This is a genomic window from Agromyces selenitireducens, assembly GCF_052748465.2.
This window is the reverse complement of record NZ_CM188259.1, coordinates 3,526,153-3,542,078: the sequence shown is the minus strand read 5'-3', so window position 1 is coordinate 3,542,078 and position 15,926 is coordinate 3,526,153. Positions and strand designations below refer to the sequence as shown.

The window sequence follows — 15,926 nt, the reverse complement described above, 5'->3', positions numbered from 1 at the left end:
CAGTGCGGGCGGACGCGAAGCGATCCGACGTGCCCCTATCGGACCGACGGCGGGGAGGACGGCGACAGCGGCGGCGAGGCCGTCACGTGCGCGCCCTCGGCGATCCCCTCGAGCACCTCGCGGAGCGCGTCGGTCGACCAGTGACGCGGCGCCCAGCCGAGTTCGACGCGGGCGCGCCGGGTCGACATCACGGGCACGTTCACGGCGATGTCGAGCCAGCCGGGGTCCGAGGCCTGCAGGCCGAGCGCCCAGCTCGACCACATCGCGGCGCGGGCGAGCTCGAACCGCACCGGGATCACCCTGCGGGCCCGGAACGCGCGACGCAGCCGGTCGGGATCGATCACGGGTTCGGCTGCGATGTTGAACGCCCCGTCCGCGCGCTGCTCGATGATGCGGGCGAGCGCGTCGGCGAGGTCGTCCGCGTGCACCGCCTGCGAGATCACGCGCCTCGGCACGGGCAGCACGGGCAAGTGCACGCGACCGAGCCATCGGCTGGGGCGGCGGCGTCCGATGAAGAGACGCGCGAGCTGGGATGACGCATCCCGCTGGAACACGAAGCCGGGCCGGACCCGCGTCAGCCGAACCTGGGGGTGGTCCGCCTCGAACGCGTCGAGCATCCGCTCGGTCGCGGCCTTGTGGCGGCTGTAGTGAGATGTGTGCACCCCGCCCGTGGGCCAGTCCTCGTCGACGCGCGTCGACTTCGGACCCGGACTGTACGACGCGACGGAGGTCACGACCACCACATGGGTCACGCCCGCCTCGGCGGCGGCCGCGAGCGCGTGCCGGTGCCCTCCGAGGTTCGTCGCCCGCATCACCGGTTCCCGCCGGTTCGGCTGCAGCACCCACGCCAGGTGCAGCACCGCGTCGGCACCGGTGAAGATCCGCGCGAGCCGCGCTGGGGCGGTGGCCTGCGACACATCGACCTCGTGCCACTCGACCCCCGTGTACGGCGCTGTTCGAGTGTCCGGGCGCCGACGCGCCACGCCGACGAGCTGGTGTCCTGATCCGTGCAGACGCCGCAGCGTCGCCGATCCCACGTTGCCCGTCGCTCCGACGATGACGATGCGCATGACGGCCCCCTCCGGTGTCCGGCGAGGGTACGGCCCGGCCGGACCGGCCGCACCGGGGTTGACGTGCGGTCGGCGGTCGGTCAGCGTGCGGTCCGCAGGCGCTCCGCCAGGTCGAGCGCGTCGCCCGCCAGCGCGGCCGACGTGTCGAGGTCGCGCATCCAGAGGGGCACGGATGCCGCGGCGATGCCCCCCGCCTCGAGCGCGGGCACCGCGGCGGCATCCGCCTCGTCGACGAGCCAGCCGTCGAGGAGGCCGGTCGCGGCGGGGTCGACATCGGCGGCGCGGCGCGCGCCGTAGTGCCGGGCGACGGCTGCGGCATCCGTCTCGACGCCGATCGCCGTGAGGCACGCGTCGGCCATGCCGCGGACGACCTGGCCGCCGATGACGGGGGAGACGCCGACGACGGGTGCCGCGGTCGCCGACAGCGCCTCGCGCATGCCCGGGATGGCGAGGATCGTGCCGATCGACACGACCGGGTTCGACGGGGCGAGGAGCACCACGTCGGCGTCGGCGATCGCGTCCTCGACGCGGGGCGCGGGGCGGGCCGCGCCGAGGTTCCGCTGCTCGAAGGCGAGCGCGGGGATCGCGGCGCGGTGGCGCGTCCACCACTCCTGGAAGTGGAGCTCGTCGCGTCCCTCGGCCTCGGGCAGGGACGGGTCGATGCGCACGTGCGTGTCGACCTCGGCGTCGGTGGCGGGGATGAGTCGCACCCCGAGCTGCCACCGCCCCTGCAGCCGCTCGCCGACCTGCGACGGCGTGAGTCCCTCGCGCAGCCAGGACGTGCGGGCGAGGTGCGTACCGAGGTCGAGGTCGCCGAGCGTGAACCACGGCCAGCCGACGCCCCACTCGCGCAACTCGGCCGCGACGCGCTCGGACTCGCCCGCTCGGCCCCAGCCGCGTTCGGCGTCGTTCACGCCCGCGAGCGCGTACAGCAGCGAGTCGAAGTCGGGCATGAGGCGTACGCCCGCGAGCCAGAGGTCGTCGCCGGTGTTCACCACGACGGTGACGTCGGCGGATGACGCGGGCGTGCCGTCCGCCGCGGGAGTCCCGTCCGGCCCGGCGGGCCACCTGCGGGCGCATTCCTCGCGCAGACCTCGCACGAACCGTGCGCCTCCGACCCCGCCCGCGAGCACCGTGACCTTCACGGCTCCACGGTAGCGCCGCCGGTGCGGTCCCATCCGCCCCGGACTCACGCGAATCGGCCCTCTCGCGGGCCGATTCGCGTGAGTCGAACGGGGCGCGGGGCGGCACGACAGGCGCTCAGGCGTCGCGCACGAGCACGAGCGAGCCCGAGGCGCGGCCCGAGCGCAGGTCGTCGACAGCCTCGGCCGCCCGAGCGAACGGGTACGGCGTGGCCGTGGGTCGCAGGTCGAGCGTGCGCGCGAGCCGCAGGAACTCATCGCCGTCGGCCCGCGTGTTGGCGGTCACGGAGCGCAGGTCGCGCTCGAGGAACAGGTGCTCGGCGTACGTCATCGCCGGGATGTCGGTCATGTGGATGCCGGCGAGCACGACCGTGCCGCCGGGCGCCGTCGCCTCGAGCGCGACCGGCACGAGACCGCCCGCCGGCGCGAACACGATCGCCGCGTCGAGGGGCTCGGGCGGTACCGCCCGTTCGCCGCCGACGAACTCCGCGCCGAGCTCGCGCGCGAGCTCGCGGTTGCCCTCTCCGCGCGTCATCGCCGCGACCGTCGCGCCGGCCGCCATCGCCAGCCGGGCGGTGAGGTGCGCGCTCGACCCGAACCCGTAGATGCCGAGCCGGCCGCCCGGCGGCAGGTTCGCCCGGCGCAGGGCACGGTAGCCGATGATGCCGGCGCACAGCAGCGGCGCGATCGCGACGGGGTCGGCGCCGGCCGGCAGCGGGTACGCGAACGACTCCGAGACGGTGGCGAGATCGGCGTAGCCGCCGTCGGCGTCCCACCCGGTGAACGTCGCATCGGGGCAGAGGTTCTCGCGACCCGAGCGGCACCACCGGCACGAGCCGCACGTCGATCGCAGCCAGGCGATGCCGACGAGCTCGCCCTCGTGCGCCCGGCGGACACGCGGGCCGGTCGAAACCACGCGACCGACGACCTGGTGACCGGGAACCACGGGCGAGCGGTGCTGCGGCAGCTCGCCGTCGATCACGTGCAGGTCGGTTCGGCACACCCCGCACGCGATGACCTCCACCACGAGCTCGTCGCCGGTCGGCTCGGGGTCGGGCAGGGGCGAGGTCGTCAGCCGTCCGTCGCCCGCGGTGATCCAGCCGTCCATCCGCGTGCCCTCCCGCCGATCCGTGCGTTCGCCTCAAGCCTGCGCCGGATGCCGCCCCGCAGCCGGGACCAACGACTCTCGCCGCGCGGCATCCGTCGACGCACGCTGGAGGGGTGTTCCGCGATCGTGTCGACGCGGCGGCGCACCTCGTGGGCCGCCTCGACCGGTACCGCGGCGACGACGCCGTGGTGCTGGGACTTCCGCGCGGCGGCGTGCCGGTCGCGGCCGCGGTCGCGGAGGGGCTCGGGCTGCCGCTCGACGTGATCGTGGTGCGCAAGCTCGGCCTGCCGTTCCAGCCCGAGGTCGCGATGGGCGCGATCGGCGAGGGCGGGGCCCGCCTGATCGACGCCGAACTGCTCGGCCGCGCGGGTGTGTCGATCGCGCAGCTCTCCGAGGTGGAGCGGCGCGAACGCGCGACCCTCGACCATCGCGTCGCACTGCTGCGTCGCGGCGAACGGCCGCACTCGCTCGAAGGCCTCATCGCGATCGTCGTCGACGACGGCATCGCGACCGGATCGACGGCCGAGGTCGCGTGCGAGGTGGCGCGCACGCTCGGCGCACGTCGCGTGGTGCTCGCGGTGCCGGTGGGGCCGACGGATGCCGCGGCGCGCGTCCCGTCGGCTGACGAGGTCGTGTGCGCGACGACGCCCGAGTGGTTCCACGCGGTGGGGCAGGCGTACGAGGACTTCTCCCCGACGAGCGACGAGGAGGTCGTGCTGCTGCTCGACGCGGCGCGGCGGCGGGTGCGCGGCGAGCCGTGGCGGCCAGCGGCATCCGTTCACGCCTCGGAGGTGTTCGTGCCGCATGGGCGACTCGAGCTCGCGGCCGACCTGCGCGTTCCCGAGCGGCCCATCGGGTTCGTCGTGTTCGCGCACGGCAGTGGCAGCAGCCGGCACAGCCCGCGCAACCGGCTCGTCGCCGAGGCGCTGCAGCGGGGCGGTCTCGGCACGCTGCTGCTCGACCTGCTGACCCCGCACGAGGAGGGCGACCGTGCGAACGTGTTCGACATCCCGCTGCTCGCGTCGCGGCTCGTCTCCGCGGTCTCGTGGCTGGGCAGCCGCCCCGAGGCGGTCGGCCTGCCGGTCGGGTACTTCGGCGCGAGCACGGGCGGCGGCGCGGCGCTGTGGGCGGCGGCCGAGCCCGGCGCCGAGATCGCGGCGGTCGTCTCCCGCGGCGGGCGGCCCGACCTCGCGGGCGAGCGGCTCGGCGCGGTGCGCGCCCCGACGCTGCTCATCGTCGGCGGCGACGACCACCAGGTGATCGAGCTGAACCGGTGGGCGCAGCAGCGGCTCGGCGCACCGAACGAGCTCGCGATCGTGCCCGGCGCCACGCACCTGTTCGAGGAGGAGGGCACGCTGGCCGAGGTGGCGATCCTCGCGCGCGACTGGTTCCTCCGGCACTTCACCGCGACCGGGTGACGGATGCCGCCGGGCGGCGGGTTCGACGTTGGCGACGGTTCGACGGTGGCGACGATGTACCGGACATCCCGCGATGTGCAGGACTCGATCGCGCGATCCGCCCTGTGAATCGCGGCGGCTCCTGTGAACCGGCGGGTGGCCGGATGCCGGTGGCCGGTGGCCGGTGGCCGGTGGCCGGTGAGCGCGGCCGGGTAGCGTGGCCGCATGCCCGACTACGGCCGGCCGATCGAATTCGGCACCTTCATCACTCCGTCGGCGCTCGACCCGCACCGGACGGTCGCGCTGGCCGTCGCCGCCGAGGAGGCCGGGTACGAGTTCGCCACGTTCCAGGACCACCCGTACCAGCCGCGCTTCCTCGACACGTGGACGCTCATGAGCTGGGTCGGCGCGCGCACCAGCCGCATCCGCATCTCGGCGAACGTGCACAACATGCTGCTGCGGCCACCGGCCGTGCTCGCGCGCGCCGCGGCATCCCTCGACCTGCTCACGGGTGGCCGCGTGGTGCTCGCGCTCGGAGCCGGCGGCTTCGCGCAGGCGGCCGAGGCGATGGGCGCGCCCGCGCGAACCCCGGCCGAGTCCGGCGACGCACTCGCCGAGGCGATCACCGTGATTCGCGAACTCCACGACACGGATGCCGCGGGCGGCGTGTTCCTCGATCACGAGCACCACCCGGTCCGCGGGGCCAAGCGCGGCCCCGCGCCCGTGCAGCGGCCGATCCCGATCTGGCTGGGGGTGCTGAAGCCCAAGGGGCTCCGGCTCGTGGGACGCTCCGCCGACGGCTGGCTTCCGTCGCTCGGGCGGCTCGAGCACGGCGCCGACTCGCTCGATGCAGGGCACGCGGTGATCGACACCGCGGCTCGGGCAGCCGGGCGGGACCCCCGCGGCATCCGTCGACTGCTCAACATCGGGCCGCGCGAGGCGCGACCCGACGTGGTCGCCGACCTCGCCACCCGGCACGGCGTCGACACGTTCATCCTCACGGGCGACGACGAGGCGTTCGTGACGGATGTCGGCGCGCGCGTCATCCCCGAGGTACGAGCGCTCGTCGCCGAGCGTCGAGCCCGTCCACACCCGGTGGTCGAGTAGCGGCCGGAGCCGCGCCCCCCGGTCCGCACGGGCGATCCGGGACCTCCGACCTCTGGCGTTCGCGGCCCGACCGCGACACGATGGATGCACGGATCCGCAGCGGCGCGGGAGGCCCCATGAACCACGCATCGACTCCGACCCACCGGACCATCGCCCTCGTGGGCGGGGCGGGCTCGGGCAAGACGACCCTCGCGGAGGCGTTGCTGCACCGCGCCGGCGCGATCCCGAGGGCGGGCAGCGTCGAGAACGGCAGCACCGTCTGCGACCACGAGCCCGAGGAGATCGCCCGCCACACGAGCCTCGGGCTCTCGCTCGCGTACGTCGACTGGACCGGGCCGGACGGCACCAGGTACGGGATCACGCTCGCCGACACCCCGGGGCATCCCGACTTCGTCGGCGGGGTCGACGCGGCGCTGGCGGTGGCGGATGCCGCGCTCGTGACCGTGAGCGCGGTCGACGGCGTGACCGCGGGGACCCGTGCGGCGTGGGCCGCGGCCGAGGCGGCCGGGGTGCCGCGCATGGTCGTGATCACGCAGGAGGACAAGGCGCGCGCCGACTTCCGGCGCGTGCTCGCCGAACTGCGGGACGCGTTCGGCGAGCACCTGTGGGCGCTCGAGCTGCCGCTCGGCGAGGAGGCCGGATTCCGCGCGATCGCCGACGTCCTGAGCGAGCAGGCGCACGTCTACGACGACACCGGCCACCACCACGACGAGCCGCTGCCGCCCGAGGCGGAGGCCGAGGAGCACCGGATGCACGTCGACGTGACGGAGGACATCGTCTCGCACGACGACGCCCAGCTGGAGGCCTACCTCGAAGGGAACGAGCCGTCCGTCGCCGACCTCGAGCGCACGTTCGCGCGCGAGGTCGCGGCAGGCGAAGCCGTGCCCGTGCTCGTGTGCTCGGGCCTCACGGAGACGGGCGTCGACCGCGTCGCGGACCTCGTCTGCGAACTCGCGCCCGCCGCCGACGACCGCGACGGGCGCATCCGCGTCGGCGAGGGCACGGGCGGAACCGAGGTCTCGGTCGCACCCAACCCGGCCGGTGAGACGGTCGTGCACGTGTTCCGCACGGTGGCCGACCCGTTCGTCGGGCAGGTGTCGATGCTGAAGGTGCTCTCGGGCACGCTGCGCACGGGAGACAAGCTGCGCAACGCGACGACCGGGGTGGAGGAGCGCATCCACGGGCTCTTCCGTCTGCGGGGTTCGGAGCACCTCACCGCGGGCACGCTGTCGGCCGGCGATGTGGGCGCGGTCGCGAAGCTCACCGGCTCGCCGTCGGGATCGCTGCTGTGGTCGCGACCGACCGGCACGGCACGGCCGGTCGCGCTGCCCGAGCGGCCGCCGGTCTACGCGGTGAGCCTCGAACCGGCGTCGCAGTCCGACGACGAGAAGATGTCGTCGGCGCTCGCCCGGCTCGTCGCCGAGGACCCCACCCTCGTGATCGACCGCACGGGCGACCACACGGTCCTGCGCGGGCTCGGCGACACCCACCTCGCCGTCGGCGTCGAGCGTCTCGCGCGCGTGTTCGGCGTGCACGTGAACACGGGCCCGGCCCCGGTCGCCTACCGCGAGACCATCGCCGGCTCGGCGCAGGTCGAGGGCAAGCTGAAGAAGCAGTCGGGCGGGCACGGGCAGTTCGCGGTCGTGCAGCTTCGGGTCTCGCCGCTGCCGTCCGGCGAGGGATTCGAGTTCGTCGACTCGGTGACCGGCGGCGCGGTGCCGCGCCAGTACATCGGCGCGGTCGAGAAGGGCGCGCGCGACGCGCTCGCCTCCGGCGGGCCGCAGGGGCACCCGGTGGTCGACGTGCGCGTCGAGCTGTTCGACGGCAAGTCGCACTCGGTCGACTCGTCCGAGATGGCGTTCCGCACCGCGGCATCCATCGGGGTGAAGGCCGCGCTCGCCGAGGCCGGCACGGTGCTGCTCGAGCCCGTGTCATCCGTCACCGTCACCGTGCCGAGCGACCTGCAGGGCGCCGTGCTCACCGACCTGTCGGGCCGTCGCGGGCGCGTGCACGCGACCGAGGCCGCCGACGACGGCCGCGCCCGCGTGGTCGCCCACGTGCCCGAGGCCGAGCTCGCGCGCTACGTCCTCGACCTGCGCTCGATCACCGCGGGTCAGGCCGAACTGACCATGGCTCCCGACCACTACGCGAAGGCGCCGAACCACGCGTGAGCCTGACCCCTCGCCCTCTCGCCCGTCGTTCGCTCGCCCATCGTCCGTATCCGCCGAGTGTTACCGTTCGCGCCGAATGTGACCGCTCCAGCGGTATCAGTCGGCGCGAAAGGCAACACTCGCGGAGTGGCGGGAGTGGCGGGCGGGGGTGGGGGGTCAGTAGCCGCCGGCGGCGAGGTGGCGGGCCGCGCTCGCGAGCGCGTCGGCGACGGATGCCGCGTCCTCGCGCACCACGCCCACGGTGACCCGCACGAACTCGCCCTCGGGGCCGCGCGGGGCGCCGGCGACGGCGGCCCCGCCCGCAGCCGCGCCGGCCGCGAGGAACGGCGTGCCGCCCGCGACGCGGATCCCCGCCGCCGCGAGCTGCACGAGCGTCGACCGCTCGGAGATGACGGGCATCCACAGGTTGATCCCGTCGGCGTGCGCGACGGGCACGCCCCGCGACCGCAGGGCGTCGCCGAGCGCACGCTGGCGCGTGTAGTACGCCCGCCGGGCCTCGGCGACGGCGTCGATCGCGGCGCCGTCCGTCAGCAGGTCGAGCAGGATCGACTGCAGCAGCCGCGAGGTCCAGCCGGGCCCGAGCATGCGGCGCGCCATGATGCGGCCGATGAGATCGCGCGGTCCGCCGACCGCGGCGATGCGCAGGTCGGGCCCGTGCGACTTCGCGAAGCTGCGCACGTGCACGACGCGGTCGGGCAGGTGCGTGCCGAGGGTCACGTCGCCCTCGGTCGAGATCAGCCCCGAGTGATCGTCCTCGATGACCACGAGTTCGAGCGCGTGGTCGTCGAGGGCCGAGCGGATGACGCGCGCGAGCGCCTCGACGCGCGCCGTCGTCATCGACGCGCCCGTCGGGTTCTGGGCGCGCGGCTGCAGCAGCACGGCGCTCGGGCGACGGCGGAGCGCCGCGGCGAGCCCGTCGGGCGACATCCCGTGCTCGTCCACCGCGACCGGGATCGCCTCGGCGCCGAGCAGGTCGAGCAGGTCGAGGAACGGCGGGAAGCCCGGGTGCTCGACGACGACGCGGTCGCCGAACCGCACGACCTGGTCGAGCGTGCGCGAGATCGCGTCGAGCGCGCCGTCGACGACGGCGATCGCCTCGGCGTCGCTGGGCCACGAGTCGCGCAGCACTGCGGCGAGCCCGGGCAGGACCGGCTCGTCCTGGTAGCTGCCCACGTCGGCGCGCGCCGAGATGCGCGAGATCGCCGGGCCCAGCGGGGGCAGCAGCAGGGGGTCGGGCGTGCCGCGCGACAGGTCGAGCCGCACGGGGTCGTCGGGGGCGGCCATGCCGCGCATGCGCGTCGCGGGCCCCTCGGCGGCGCCGCGCCGCACGAAGCTCCCGGCGCGGCCGCGCGACTCGATGAGACCGGCACGCGCGAGCGCCTGCCAGGCCTGGCTGATCGTGGCCGGGCTCACCCCCAGTTCGGAGGCCAGCTCGCGGACGGTCGGGAGGCGCGCGCCCGCGGCGAGCTCGCCGCTGTTGACCAGTCGCGCCAGGTCGCCGGCGATGCCGCGCGGGGTCGTGTCGGCGAAGGGCGCGAGGGAGGTCAGTTCCGAGACATCCACGCGAATACTCGATCGCACCATTGCCTCCTCACGCAGCAGGGGACAGGATGTTTAACCACCGCGTCACAAACGGAAACACAAGGGAAATGTTCACGCCGAAGAATAACAGAACGGGTCGCAAAGCCCATTCCACCGTCGCCGGTCCCCAGCCGGCGTCGGCGTTCGGCACCACCTCACGGCGTCGCGGCACGCGCGCCAGGCACTGACAGCAGGCCTGGCGAGCGGGCGGCAACGGCGCCGACCGACTCAGGAGGCAACATGACGATCGTTCGAGCGGCCATCACCCAGACGACCTGGACGGGCGACAAGGAGTCGATGCTCGACAAGCACGAGCAGTTCGCCCGGCAGGCGAAGGAGCAGGGCGCCCAGGTCATCTGCTTCCAGGAGCTGTTCTACGGTCCGTACTTCGGCATCACCGAAGACGTGAAGTACTACGACTACGCCGAGCCTGCCGACGGCCCGATCGTGCAGCGCTTCGCCGCGCTCGCCAAGGAGCTCGGCATGGTCATGGTCCTCCCGATCTACGAGGAGGAGCAGCCCGGCGTCTACTACAACACCGCGGTCGTCGTCGACGCCGACGGCACCATCCTCGGCTCGTACCGCAAGCACCACATCCCGAACCTCGACAAGTTCTGGGAGAAGTTCTACTTCCGCCCCGGCAACCTCGGCTACCCCGTCTTCCAGACCGCGGTCGGCCCGATCGGCGTGTACATCTGCTACGACCGGCACTTCCCCGAGGGATGGCGCGAGCTGGGCCTCAACGGCGCCCAGATCGTCTTCAACCCCAACGCGACCAAGCCCGGTCTCTCCAACCGCCTGTGGGAGATCGAGCAGCCCGCCGCGGCCGCCGCGAACGGCTACTTCATCGGCGCCGCCAACCGCGTCGGCCTCGAGGACAACGAGTACGGCGACCTCGCCGTGAACTTCTACGGCAAGAGCCAGTTCGTCGACCCGCAGGGCAACATCGTCGGCGACTACGGCTCGGAGACCGACGAGGAGGTCGTGGTGCGCGATCTCGACATGGACATGATCCGCCAGGTCCGCAACGCGTGGCAGTTCTACCGCGACCGGCGGCCCGACTCGTACACGTCCATCCCGAAGCCGTAACGACGAGTCGCGAAGGAGCGAGACATGACGACCACCCTCATCTCCGGCGGCACCGTGGTGAGCGCGACCGGGCGCGTCGAGGCCGACGTGCTCGTCGACGGCGAGCGCATCGTCGCCGTGCTGCAGTCCGGCAGCGAGCTCATGGGCACGGATGTCGCGGCATCCGTCGATCGCGTCATCGACGCCACGGGCAAGTACGTGATCCCCGGCGGCATCGACGCGCACACCCACATGCAGCTGCCGTTCGGCGGTACCGAGGCGTCCGACACGTTCGAGTCGGGCACGATCGCCGCCGCGCACGGCGGCACCACGTCGATCATCGACTTCGCGGTGCAGACCTACGGCCAGCGCCTCGAGGACGGCCTCGCGGCCTGGCACGAGAAGGCCGGCGGCAACTGCGCGATCGACTACGGGTTCCACCAGATCGTCGGCGACGTCGACGAGGCGTCGCTCGAGGCCATGAAGAAGCTGCCCGACGAGGGCGTCACGAGCTTCAAGATGTTCATGGCCTATCCGGGCGTCTTCTACTCGGATGACGCGCAGATCCTGAAGGCGATGCAGGTGTCGCGCGACACGGGCATGCTCACGATGATGCACGCCGAGAACGGTCCCGCGATCGACGTGCTCGCCCAACAGCTCGTCGACCAGGGCAAGACCGACCCGTACTACCACGGCATCGCCCGGGCCTGGGAGATGGAGGAGGAGGCCACGCACCGCGCGATCATGCTCGCGAAGCTCACGGGTGCGCCACTGTACGTGGTGCACGTGTCGGCGAAGCAGGCCGTCGAGCAGCTCGCGTGGGCGCGCGACAAGGGCCAGAACGTGTACGGCGAGACGTGCCCCCAGTACCTCTACCTGAGCCTCGAGGACCAGCTCGGCGCGAAGACCGACGAGTGGGGCGCGTTCGAGGGCGCGAAGTGGGTGTGCTCGACGCCGCTGCGCAGCCGCGCCGAGGGCCACCAGGACTCGATGTGGCAGGCGCTCCGCACGAACGACCTGCAGATGGTCTCGACCGACCACTGCCCGTTCTGCATGAAGGACCAGAAGGAGCTCGGGCTCGGCGACTTCCGGAAGATCCCGAACGGCATCGGCTCGATCGAGCACCGCATGGACCTCATGTACCAGGGCGTCGTGACGGGCGAGATCACGCTCGAGCGCTGGGTGGAGCTCACGAGCACCACGCCGGCACGCATGTTCGGGCTCTACGGGAGGAAGGGCGTCATCCAGCCCGGGGCCGACGCCGACATCGTCGTGTACGACCCGAAGGGCCACACGTCGATCGGCCTCGAGAAGACCCACCACATGAACATGGACTACTCGGCGTGGGAGGGCTACGAGATCGACGGCAAGGTCGACACGGTCATGAGCCGCGGCAAGGTCGTGGTCGAGGACGACACGTTCACGGGCGCCGCGGGCCACGGGCAGTACCTCAAGCGCGGCCTCAGCCAGTACCTCATCTAAGGAGCACGGATGGAATTCGGAGCGGTCCTCCAGACCAACCCCCCGGCATCGCGGACCATCCAGCTCGCGAAGCTCGCGGAAGTGCACGGCTTCAGCCACGTGTGGACGTTCGACTCGCACATCCTGTGGCAGGAGCCCTACGTCATCTACAGCCAGATCCTCGCGCAGACCCAGCGCATCAAGGTCGGCCCGTTCGTGACGAACCCCGCCACGCGCGACTGGACCGTCACGGCATCCGTGTTCGCGACGCTCAACGAGATGTTCGGCAACCGCACCGTGTGCGGCATCGGCCGCGGCGACTCGGCCGTGCGCGTCACGAACGGCAAGCCCGTGACGATGACCGAGCTGCGCGAGTCGATCCACGTGATCCGCGAGCTCGGCAACTCCCGGTCGGTCGAGTACCACGGCTCGAACATCCGCTTCCCGTGGAGCAGGGGATCCGAACTCGAGGTGTGGGTCGCCGCCTACGGGCCCATGGCGCTCCGGGTCGCGGGCGAGGTGGGCGACGGGTTCATCCTGCAGCTCGCCGATCTCGACATCGCCGAGTGGATGATCAAGACGGTTCGGGATGCCGCGGAGAAGGTGGGGCGCGACCCGATGTCGGTGAAGTTCTGCGTCGCCGCGCCCATGTACATCGGCGACGACCGGGCGCACATGCGCGACCAGTGCCGCTGGTTCGGCGGGATGGTCGGCAACCACGTCGCGGACATCGTCGCGAAGTACGGCATGCACGGCACGGTGCCCGACGCGCTCACCGACTACATCCGCGGGCGCCAGGACTACGACTACAACGAGCACGGCCGCGCGGGGAACGTCCACACGCAGTTCGTGCCAGACGAGATCGTCGAGCGGTTCTGCGTGCTCGGGACGGCCGACGAGCACATCCAGAAGCTGAAGGCCCTCGCCGAGCTGGGCGTCGACCAGTTCGCCGGGTACCTCCAGCACGACAACAAGGAGGAGACGCTGCGGGTCTACGGCGAGACCGTGATCCCGGCGCTCTCCGAGCACGTCGCGGCGAAGTCATGACCGACCTGCGCGAGCGCGAGATCGAACCGACGGCGGATGCCGTGCCGGGGGGCGTCCCCGGCGGCATCCGCTCCGCCGGTCGGCCGGGCCGCTCGCGCCGCGCGGGCCGCACCGCCGGTGCGTGGGCCTGGGGCCTCGCGGGCATCCTCGTGATCGCGTTCATCTGGGAGGCGTACAAGTTCCTCGCGCCCGCCGACGGCGTGGTGATCGGCGACACGCGCATCCTGCCGCGCACGACCGACCTCGCGATGCCGCACGTGTGGGACATGCTCACCCGGCTCGGCGAGCCGGTGACGCGCTCCGACACGGCGCAGCCCCTGTGGCTGGTGGTGCTCCTCGCGGCGCTCACGACGCTCGGCATCGCCGCGGCCGGATGGCTCGTGGGCGTCGTGGTCGGCATCGGCCTCGCGCTCGTGATGCAGCGCTGGCGGATCGCCGAGTGGGGTCTCCTCCCCTGGATCGTGCTCAGCCAGACCGTTCCGCTCATCGCGTTCGCGCCCGTCGTGAAGAGCTGGGGCTCGCGCGTCGAGATCGGTGGGTTCGAGTGGCAGGACTGGATGTCGGTCGCGCTCATCGCGAGCTACCTCGCGTTCTTCCCGATCGCGATCGGCGCGCTGAAGGGGCTCCAGTCGCCCGACCGCATCCACACCGAGCTCATGCAGACCTACGCCGCCGGCTACTGGCAGACGCTGGTCAAGCTGCGCTTCCCGGCCGCGGTGCCCTACCTGCTGCCGGCGCTGCGGCTCGGCGCGGCGAACGCCGTGATCGGCGCCGTCGTCGCCGAGGTGTCGACCGGCCTGCAGGGCGGCATCGGCCGCATCCTCATCCAGTTCGCCGGGCAGGCCTCGGGTGACCCCGCCAAGGCGTGGGGCCCGATCTTCGGCGCGATCGTCCTCGGCCTCGTGGCCGCCGGTTCGGTCGCGTTGCTCGGCGTCATCCTGAAGAACTACCGACGATCGGAGGAGTCCGCATGACGGACGTCCAGCAGTCCGGGTCTCGAGAGCCCCGACCCGCAGAGGCGGCCGCGGCCGTCGAGGTCCGCGGCGTCGACAAGGTGTTCGAGACGCGCACCGGCCAGGTGCACGCCCTCGAGGCCATCGACCTCTCGATCGCGCCCGGCGAGTTCGTCTCGCTCATCGGCCCGAGCGGATGCGGCAAGTCCACGCTCATGCGCCTCATCGCCGACCTCGACGAGCCCACCGGCGGTACCCTCACCGTCTTCGGCAAGTCCGCGACGCAGGCACGGCTCGACCAGGACTACGGCATCGCCTTCCAGCAGGCAGGCCTGCTGCCGTGGCGCACGGTGGCAGGGAACGTCGCACTTCCGCTCGAACTCCACGGCGCGGCATCCGCCGACCGGAGAAGCCGAGTCGAGCACCTGCTCGACATGGTGGGACTGTCCGACTTCGCCGACCGCTACCCCGACCAGCTCTCCGGCGGCATGCAGCAGCGCGTCGCGATCGCGCGGGCGCTCGCCGAGCAGCCGCGGCTGCTGCTCATGGACGAGCCGTTCGGCGCGCTCGACGAGATGACCCGCGAGAAGATGCAGACCGAGCTCGTGCGCATCTCGGCCGAGACGGGCGCCGCGGTCGTGTTCGTCACGCACTCGATCCCCGAGGCGGTGTTCCTGTCGGATCGGGTCGTCGTCATGTCGCCGCGACCCGGGCGCATCCAGGAGGTCGTGCCCATGCGGCTCGGCGCCGAGGCCGAGCGGGCGGCGCGCACCGAGGAGCTCCGAGAGGAGCGCTCCTTCTTCGACATGGTCACCGCCGTGCGCGAGGCGCTCCACGGCGGCGCACCCGCGACCGCCGGACCGCGCGGAGTGGAGACCCGCTGATGAGCACGACGACCGCCGGACGCCCGACCCGCATGAGCCCGCGCACCGAGGCGACGCTGCGCGTCGTCGCGCCCATCGCGGTCGGCCTCATCGTGCTGGGCGCCTGGCAGTTCCTCGTCACCGTCGTCGGCGTCTCCGACTACCTGCTGCCGAGTCCCGCGTCGATCGCCGAGGAGTTCGTCGAGTTCTGGCCGTCGATCCTCTCCGCGACGCTGATCACGGGCACCAATGCGCTCATCGGCCTCATCGTGGGCTCGCTGCTCGGCATCGCGCTCGCGGCCGTCGCCGCGCGCTGGAAGGTCATGGACCGCATGAGCGCACCCATCGTCGCAGCCCTCGCGGTCGTGCCGATCGTCGCCCTCGCGCCCGTGCTGAACTCGATGTTCGGCGCCGACAGCCAGTTCGGCCGGCAGGCGATCGCCGCGCTCGCCTCGTTCGTGCCCGTGTTCATCAACACGTTGCGCGGGTTCCGGCAGACCACGCCCGTGCATCGCGACCTCATGAAGGCGTACGCCGCGAGCCCCCAGCAGGTCCTTCGCATGCTCACGCTGCCGACCGCGGTCCCGTTCGTGCTGACCGGCATCCGCATCGCGTCGTCGCTCGCCGTCATCTCCGCCCTCGTCGCCGAGTACTTCGGCGGTCCCCGCGGCGGGCTCGGCGCGCTGATCTCCACGTCCGCGGCCTCGAGCGCCTACGCCCGGGCCTGGGCCTACGTGCTCGCCTCGATCGTGCTCGGGCTGCTCTTCTACCTCGTCACCCTCGGACTCGAACGGCTCGTGCTGCGCCGCGGCCCCGGTGGGGGTGCGCGATGACGCGCATCGCGCCGGCCCCGCGGCATCCGCTCGCCCGCACCGCGCACCAGGCGGTACGGCACCGACGTCCCCGCCCCGCAGGGGATGGCACCACGCACCACCGCACCACCAGCACCACTGCACGC

13 protein-coding genes are annotated in these 15,926 nt (G+C 72.8%); 9 read left to right on the top strand and 4 right to left on the bottom strand.

Features of this window, described 5'->3' with window-relative positions; genetic code table 11:
* Positions 1-35 precede the first annotated feature (35 nt).
* The 3 genes from ACULK4_RS16660 to ACULK4_RS16650 form a co-directional block, all read right to left on the bottom strand.
* A complete protein-coding gene (locus ACULK4_RS16660; protein WP_445963508.1) occupies positions 36-1,070 on the bottom strand; it encodes an NAD-dependent epimerase/dehydratase family protein in 1,035 nt (344 codons plus the stop codon).
* Positions 1,071-1,150: 80 nt separating this feature from the next.
* Positions 1,151-2,215: a 2-phospho-L-lactate transferase gene (cofD, locus tag ACULK4_RS16655; RefSeq protein ID WP_445963507.1), complete on the bottom strand. Its 1,065-nt coding sequence runs from the start codon at positions 2,213-2,215 to the stop codon at positions 1,151-1,153.
* 115 nt (positions 2,216-2,330) lie between these two features.
* Positions 2,331-3,320, bottom strand: a complete 990-nt coding sequence (locus ACULK4_RS16650) for a zinc-dependent alcohol dehydrogenase family protein (RefSeq protein ID WP_445963506.1) — start codon at positions 3,318-3,320, stop codon at positions 2,331-2,333.
* A 113-nt stretch (positions 3,321-3,433) separates the two neighbouring features.
* On the opposite strand from ACULK4_RS16650, the gene ACULK4_RS16645 reads away from it, so the two are divergent.
* The 3 genes from ACULK4_RS16645 to ACULK4_RS16635 all read left to right on the top strand — a co-directional run bounded on the left by ACULK4_RS16645 (position 3,434) and on the right by ACULK4_RS16635 (position 7,995).
* Positions 3,434-4,738 carry a phosphoribosyltransferase family protein gene (locus tag ACULK4_RS16645; protein WP_445963505.1) on the top strand — a complete coding sequence of 435 codons (1,305 nt, stop codon included), beginning with the start codon at positions 3,434-3,436 and terminating at the stop codon, positions 4,736-4,738.
* A 204-nt stretch (positions 4,739-4,942) separates the two neighbouring features.
* Positions 4,943-5,824, top strand: a complete 882-nt coding sequence (locus tag ACULK4_RS16640; protein ID WP_445963504.1) for an LLM class flavin-dependent oxidoreductase — start codon at positions 4,943-4,945, stop codon at positions 5,822-5,824.
* A gap of 116 nt (positions 5,825-5,940) precedes the next feature.
* On the top strand, positions 5,941-7,995 hold the full coding sequence (locus ACULK4_RS16635) for an elongation factor G (protein ID WP_445963503.1): 2,055 nt from the start codon (positions 5,941-5,943) through the stop codon (positions 7,993-7,995).
* Positions 7,996-8,151: 156 nt separating this feature from the next.
* On the opposite strand, the gene ACULK4_RS16630 is transcribed toward ACULK4_RS16635, so the two are convergent.
* Positions 8,152-9,558, bottom strand: coding sequence for an aminotransferase class I/II-fold pyridoxal phosphate-dependent enzyme (locus ACULK4_RS16630; RefSeq protein ID WP_445963502.1), 1,407 nt, complete (start codon positions 9,556-9,558; stop codon positions 8,152-8,154).
* A gap of 258 nt (positions 9,559-9,816) precedes the next feature.
* On the opposite strand from ACULK4_RS16630, the gene ACULK4_RS16625 reads away from it, so the two are divergent.
* From ACULK4_RS16625 to ACULK4_RS16600, 6 genes are read left to right on the top strand one after another with little or no spacing between them, the layout of a single operon-like run.
* The gene (locus tag ACULK4_RS16625; RefSeq protein WP_445963501.1) at positions 9,817-10,665 is read left to right on the top strand and encodes a nitrilase-related carbon-nitrogen hydrolase; all 849 of its coding nucleotides are present in this window, start codon (positions 9,817-9,819) and stop codon (positions 10,663-10,665) included.
* A 24-nt stretch (positions 10,666-10,689) separates the two neighbouring features.
* A complete protein-coding gene (gene hydA, locus ACULK4_RS16620; protein ID WP_445963500.1) occupies positions 10,690-12,126 on the top strand; it encodes a dihydropyrimidinase in 1,437 nt (478 codons plus the stop codon).
* A gap of 9 nt (positions 12,127-12,135) precedes the next feature.
* Positions 12,136-13,152, top strand: coding sequence for a TIGR03842 family LLM class F420-dependent oxidoreductase (locus tag ACULK4_RS16615; protein ID WP_445963499.1), 1,017 nt, complete (start codon positions 12,136-12,138; stop codon positions 13,150-13,152).
* The gene (locus tag ACULK4_RS16610; RefSeq protein WP_445963498.1) at positions 13,149-14,126 is read left to right on the top strand and encodes an ABC transporter permease; all 978 of its coding nucleotides are present in this window, start codon (positions 13,149-13,151) and stop codon (positions 14,124-14,126) included. Before ACULK4_RS16615 ends, ACULK4_RS16610 begins: the two co-directional genes overlap by 4 nt.
* Positions 14,123-14,989: an ABC transporter ATP-binding protein gene (locus ACULK4_RS16605; RefSeq protein WP_445963497.1), complete on the top strand. Its 867-nt coding sequence runs from the start codon at positions 14,123-14,125 to the stop codon at positions 14,987-14,989. Before ACULK4_RS16610 ends, ACULK4_RS16605 begins: the two co-directional genes overlap by 4 nt.
* On the top strand, positions 14,989-15,801 hold the full coding sequence (locus ACULK4_RS16600; RefSeq protein WP_445963496.1) for an ABC transporter permease: 813 nt from the start codon (positions 14,989-14,991) through the stop codon (positions 15,799-15,801). The genes ACULK4_RS16605 and ACULK4_RS16600 overlap by 1 nt, the downstream gene beginning before the upstream one ends.
* Positions 15,802-15,926: the final 125 nt, after the last annotated feature.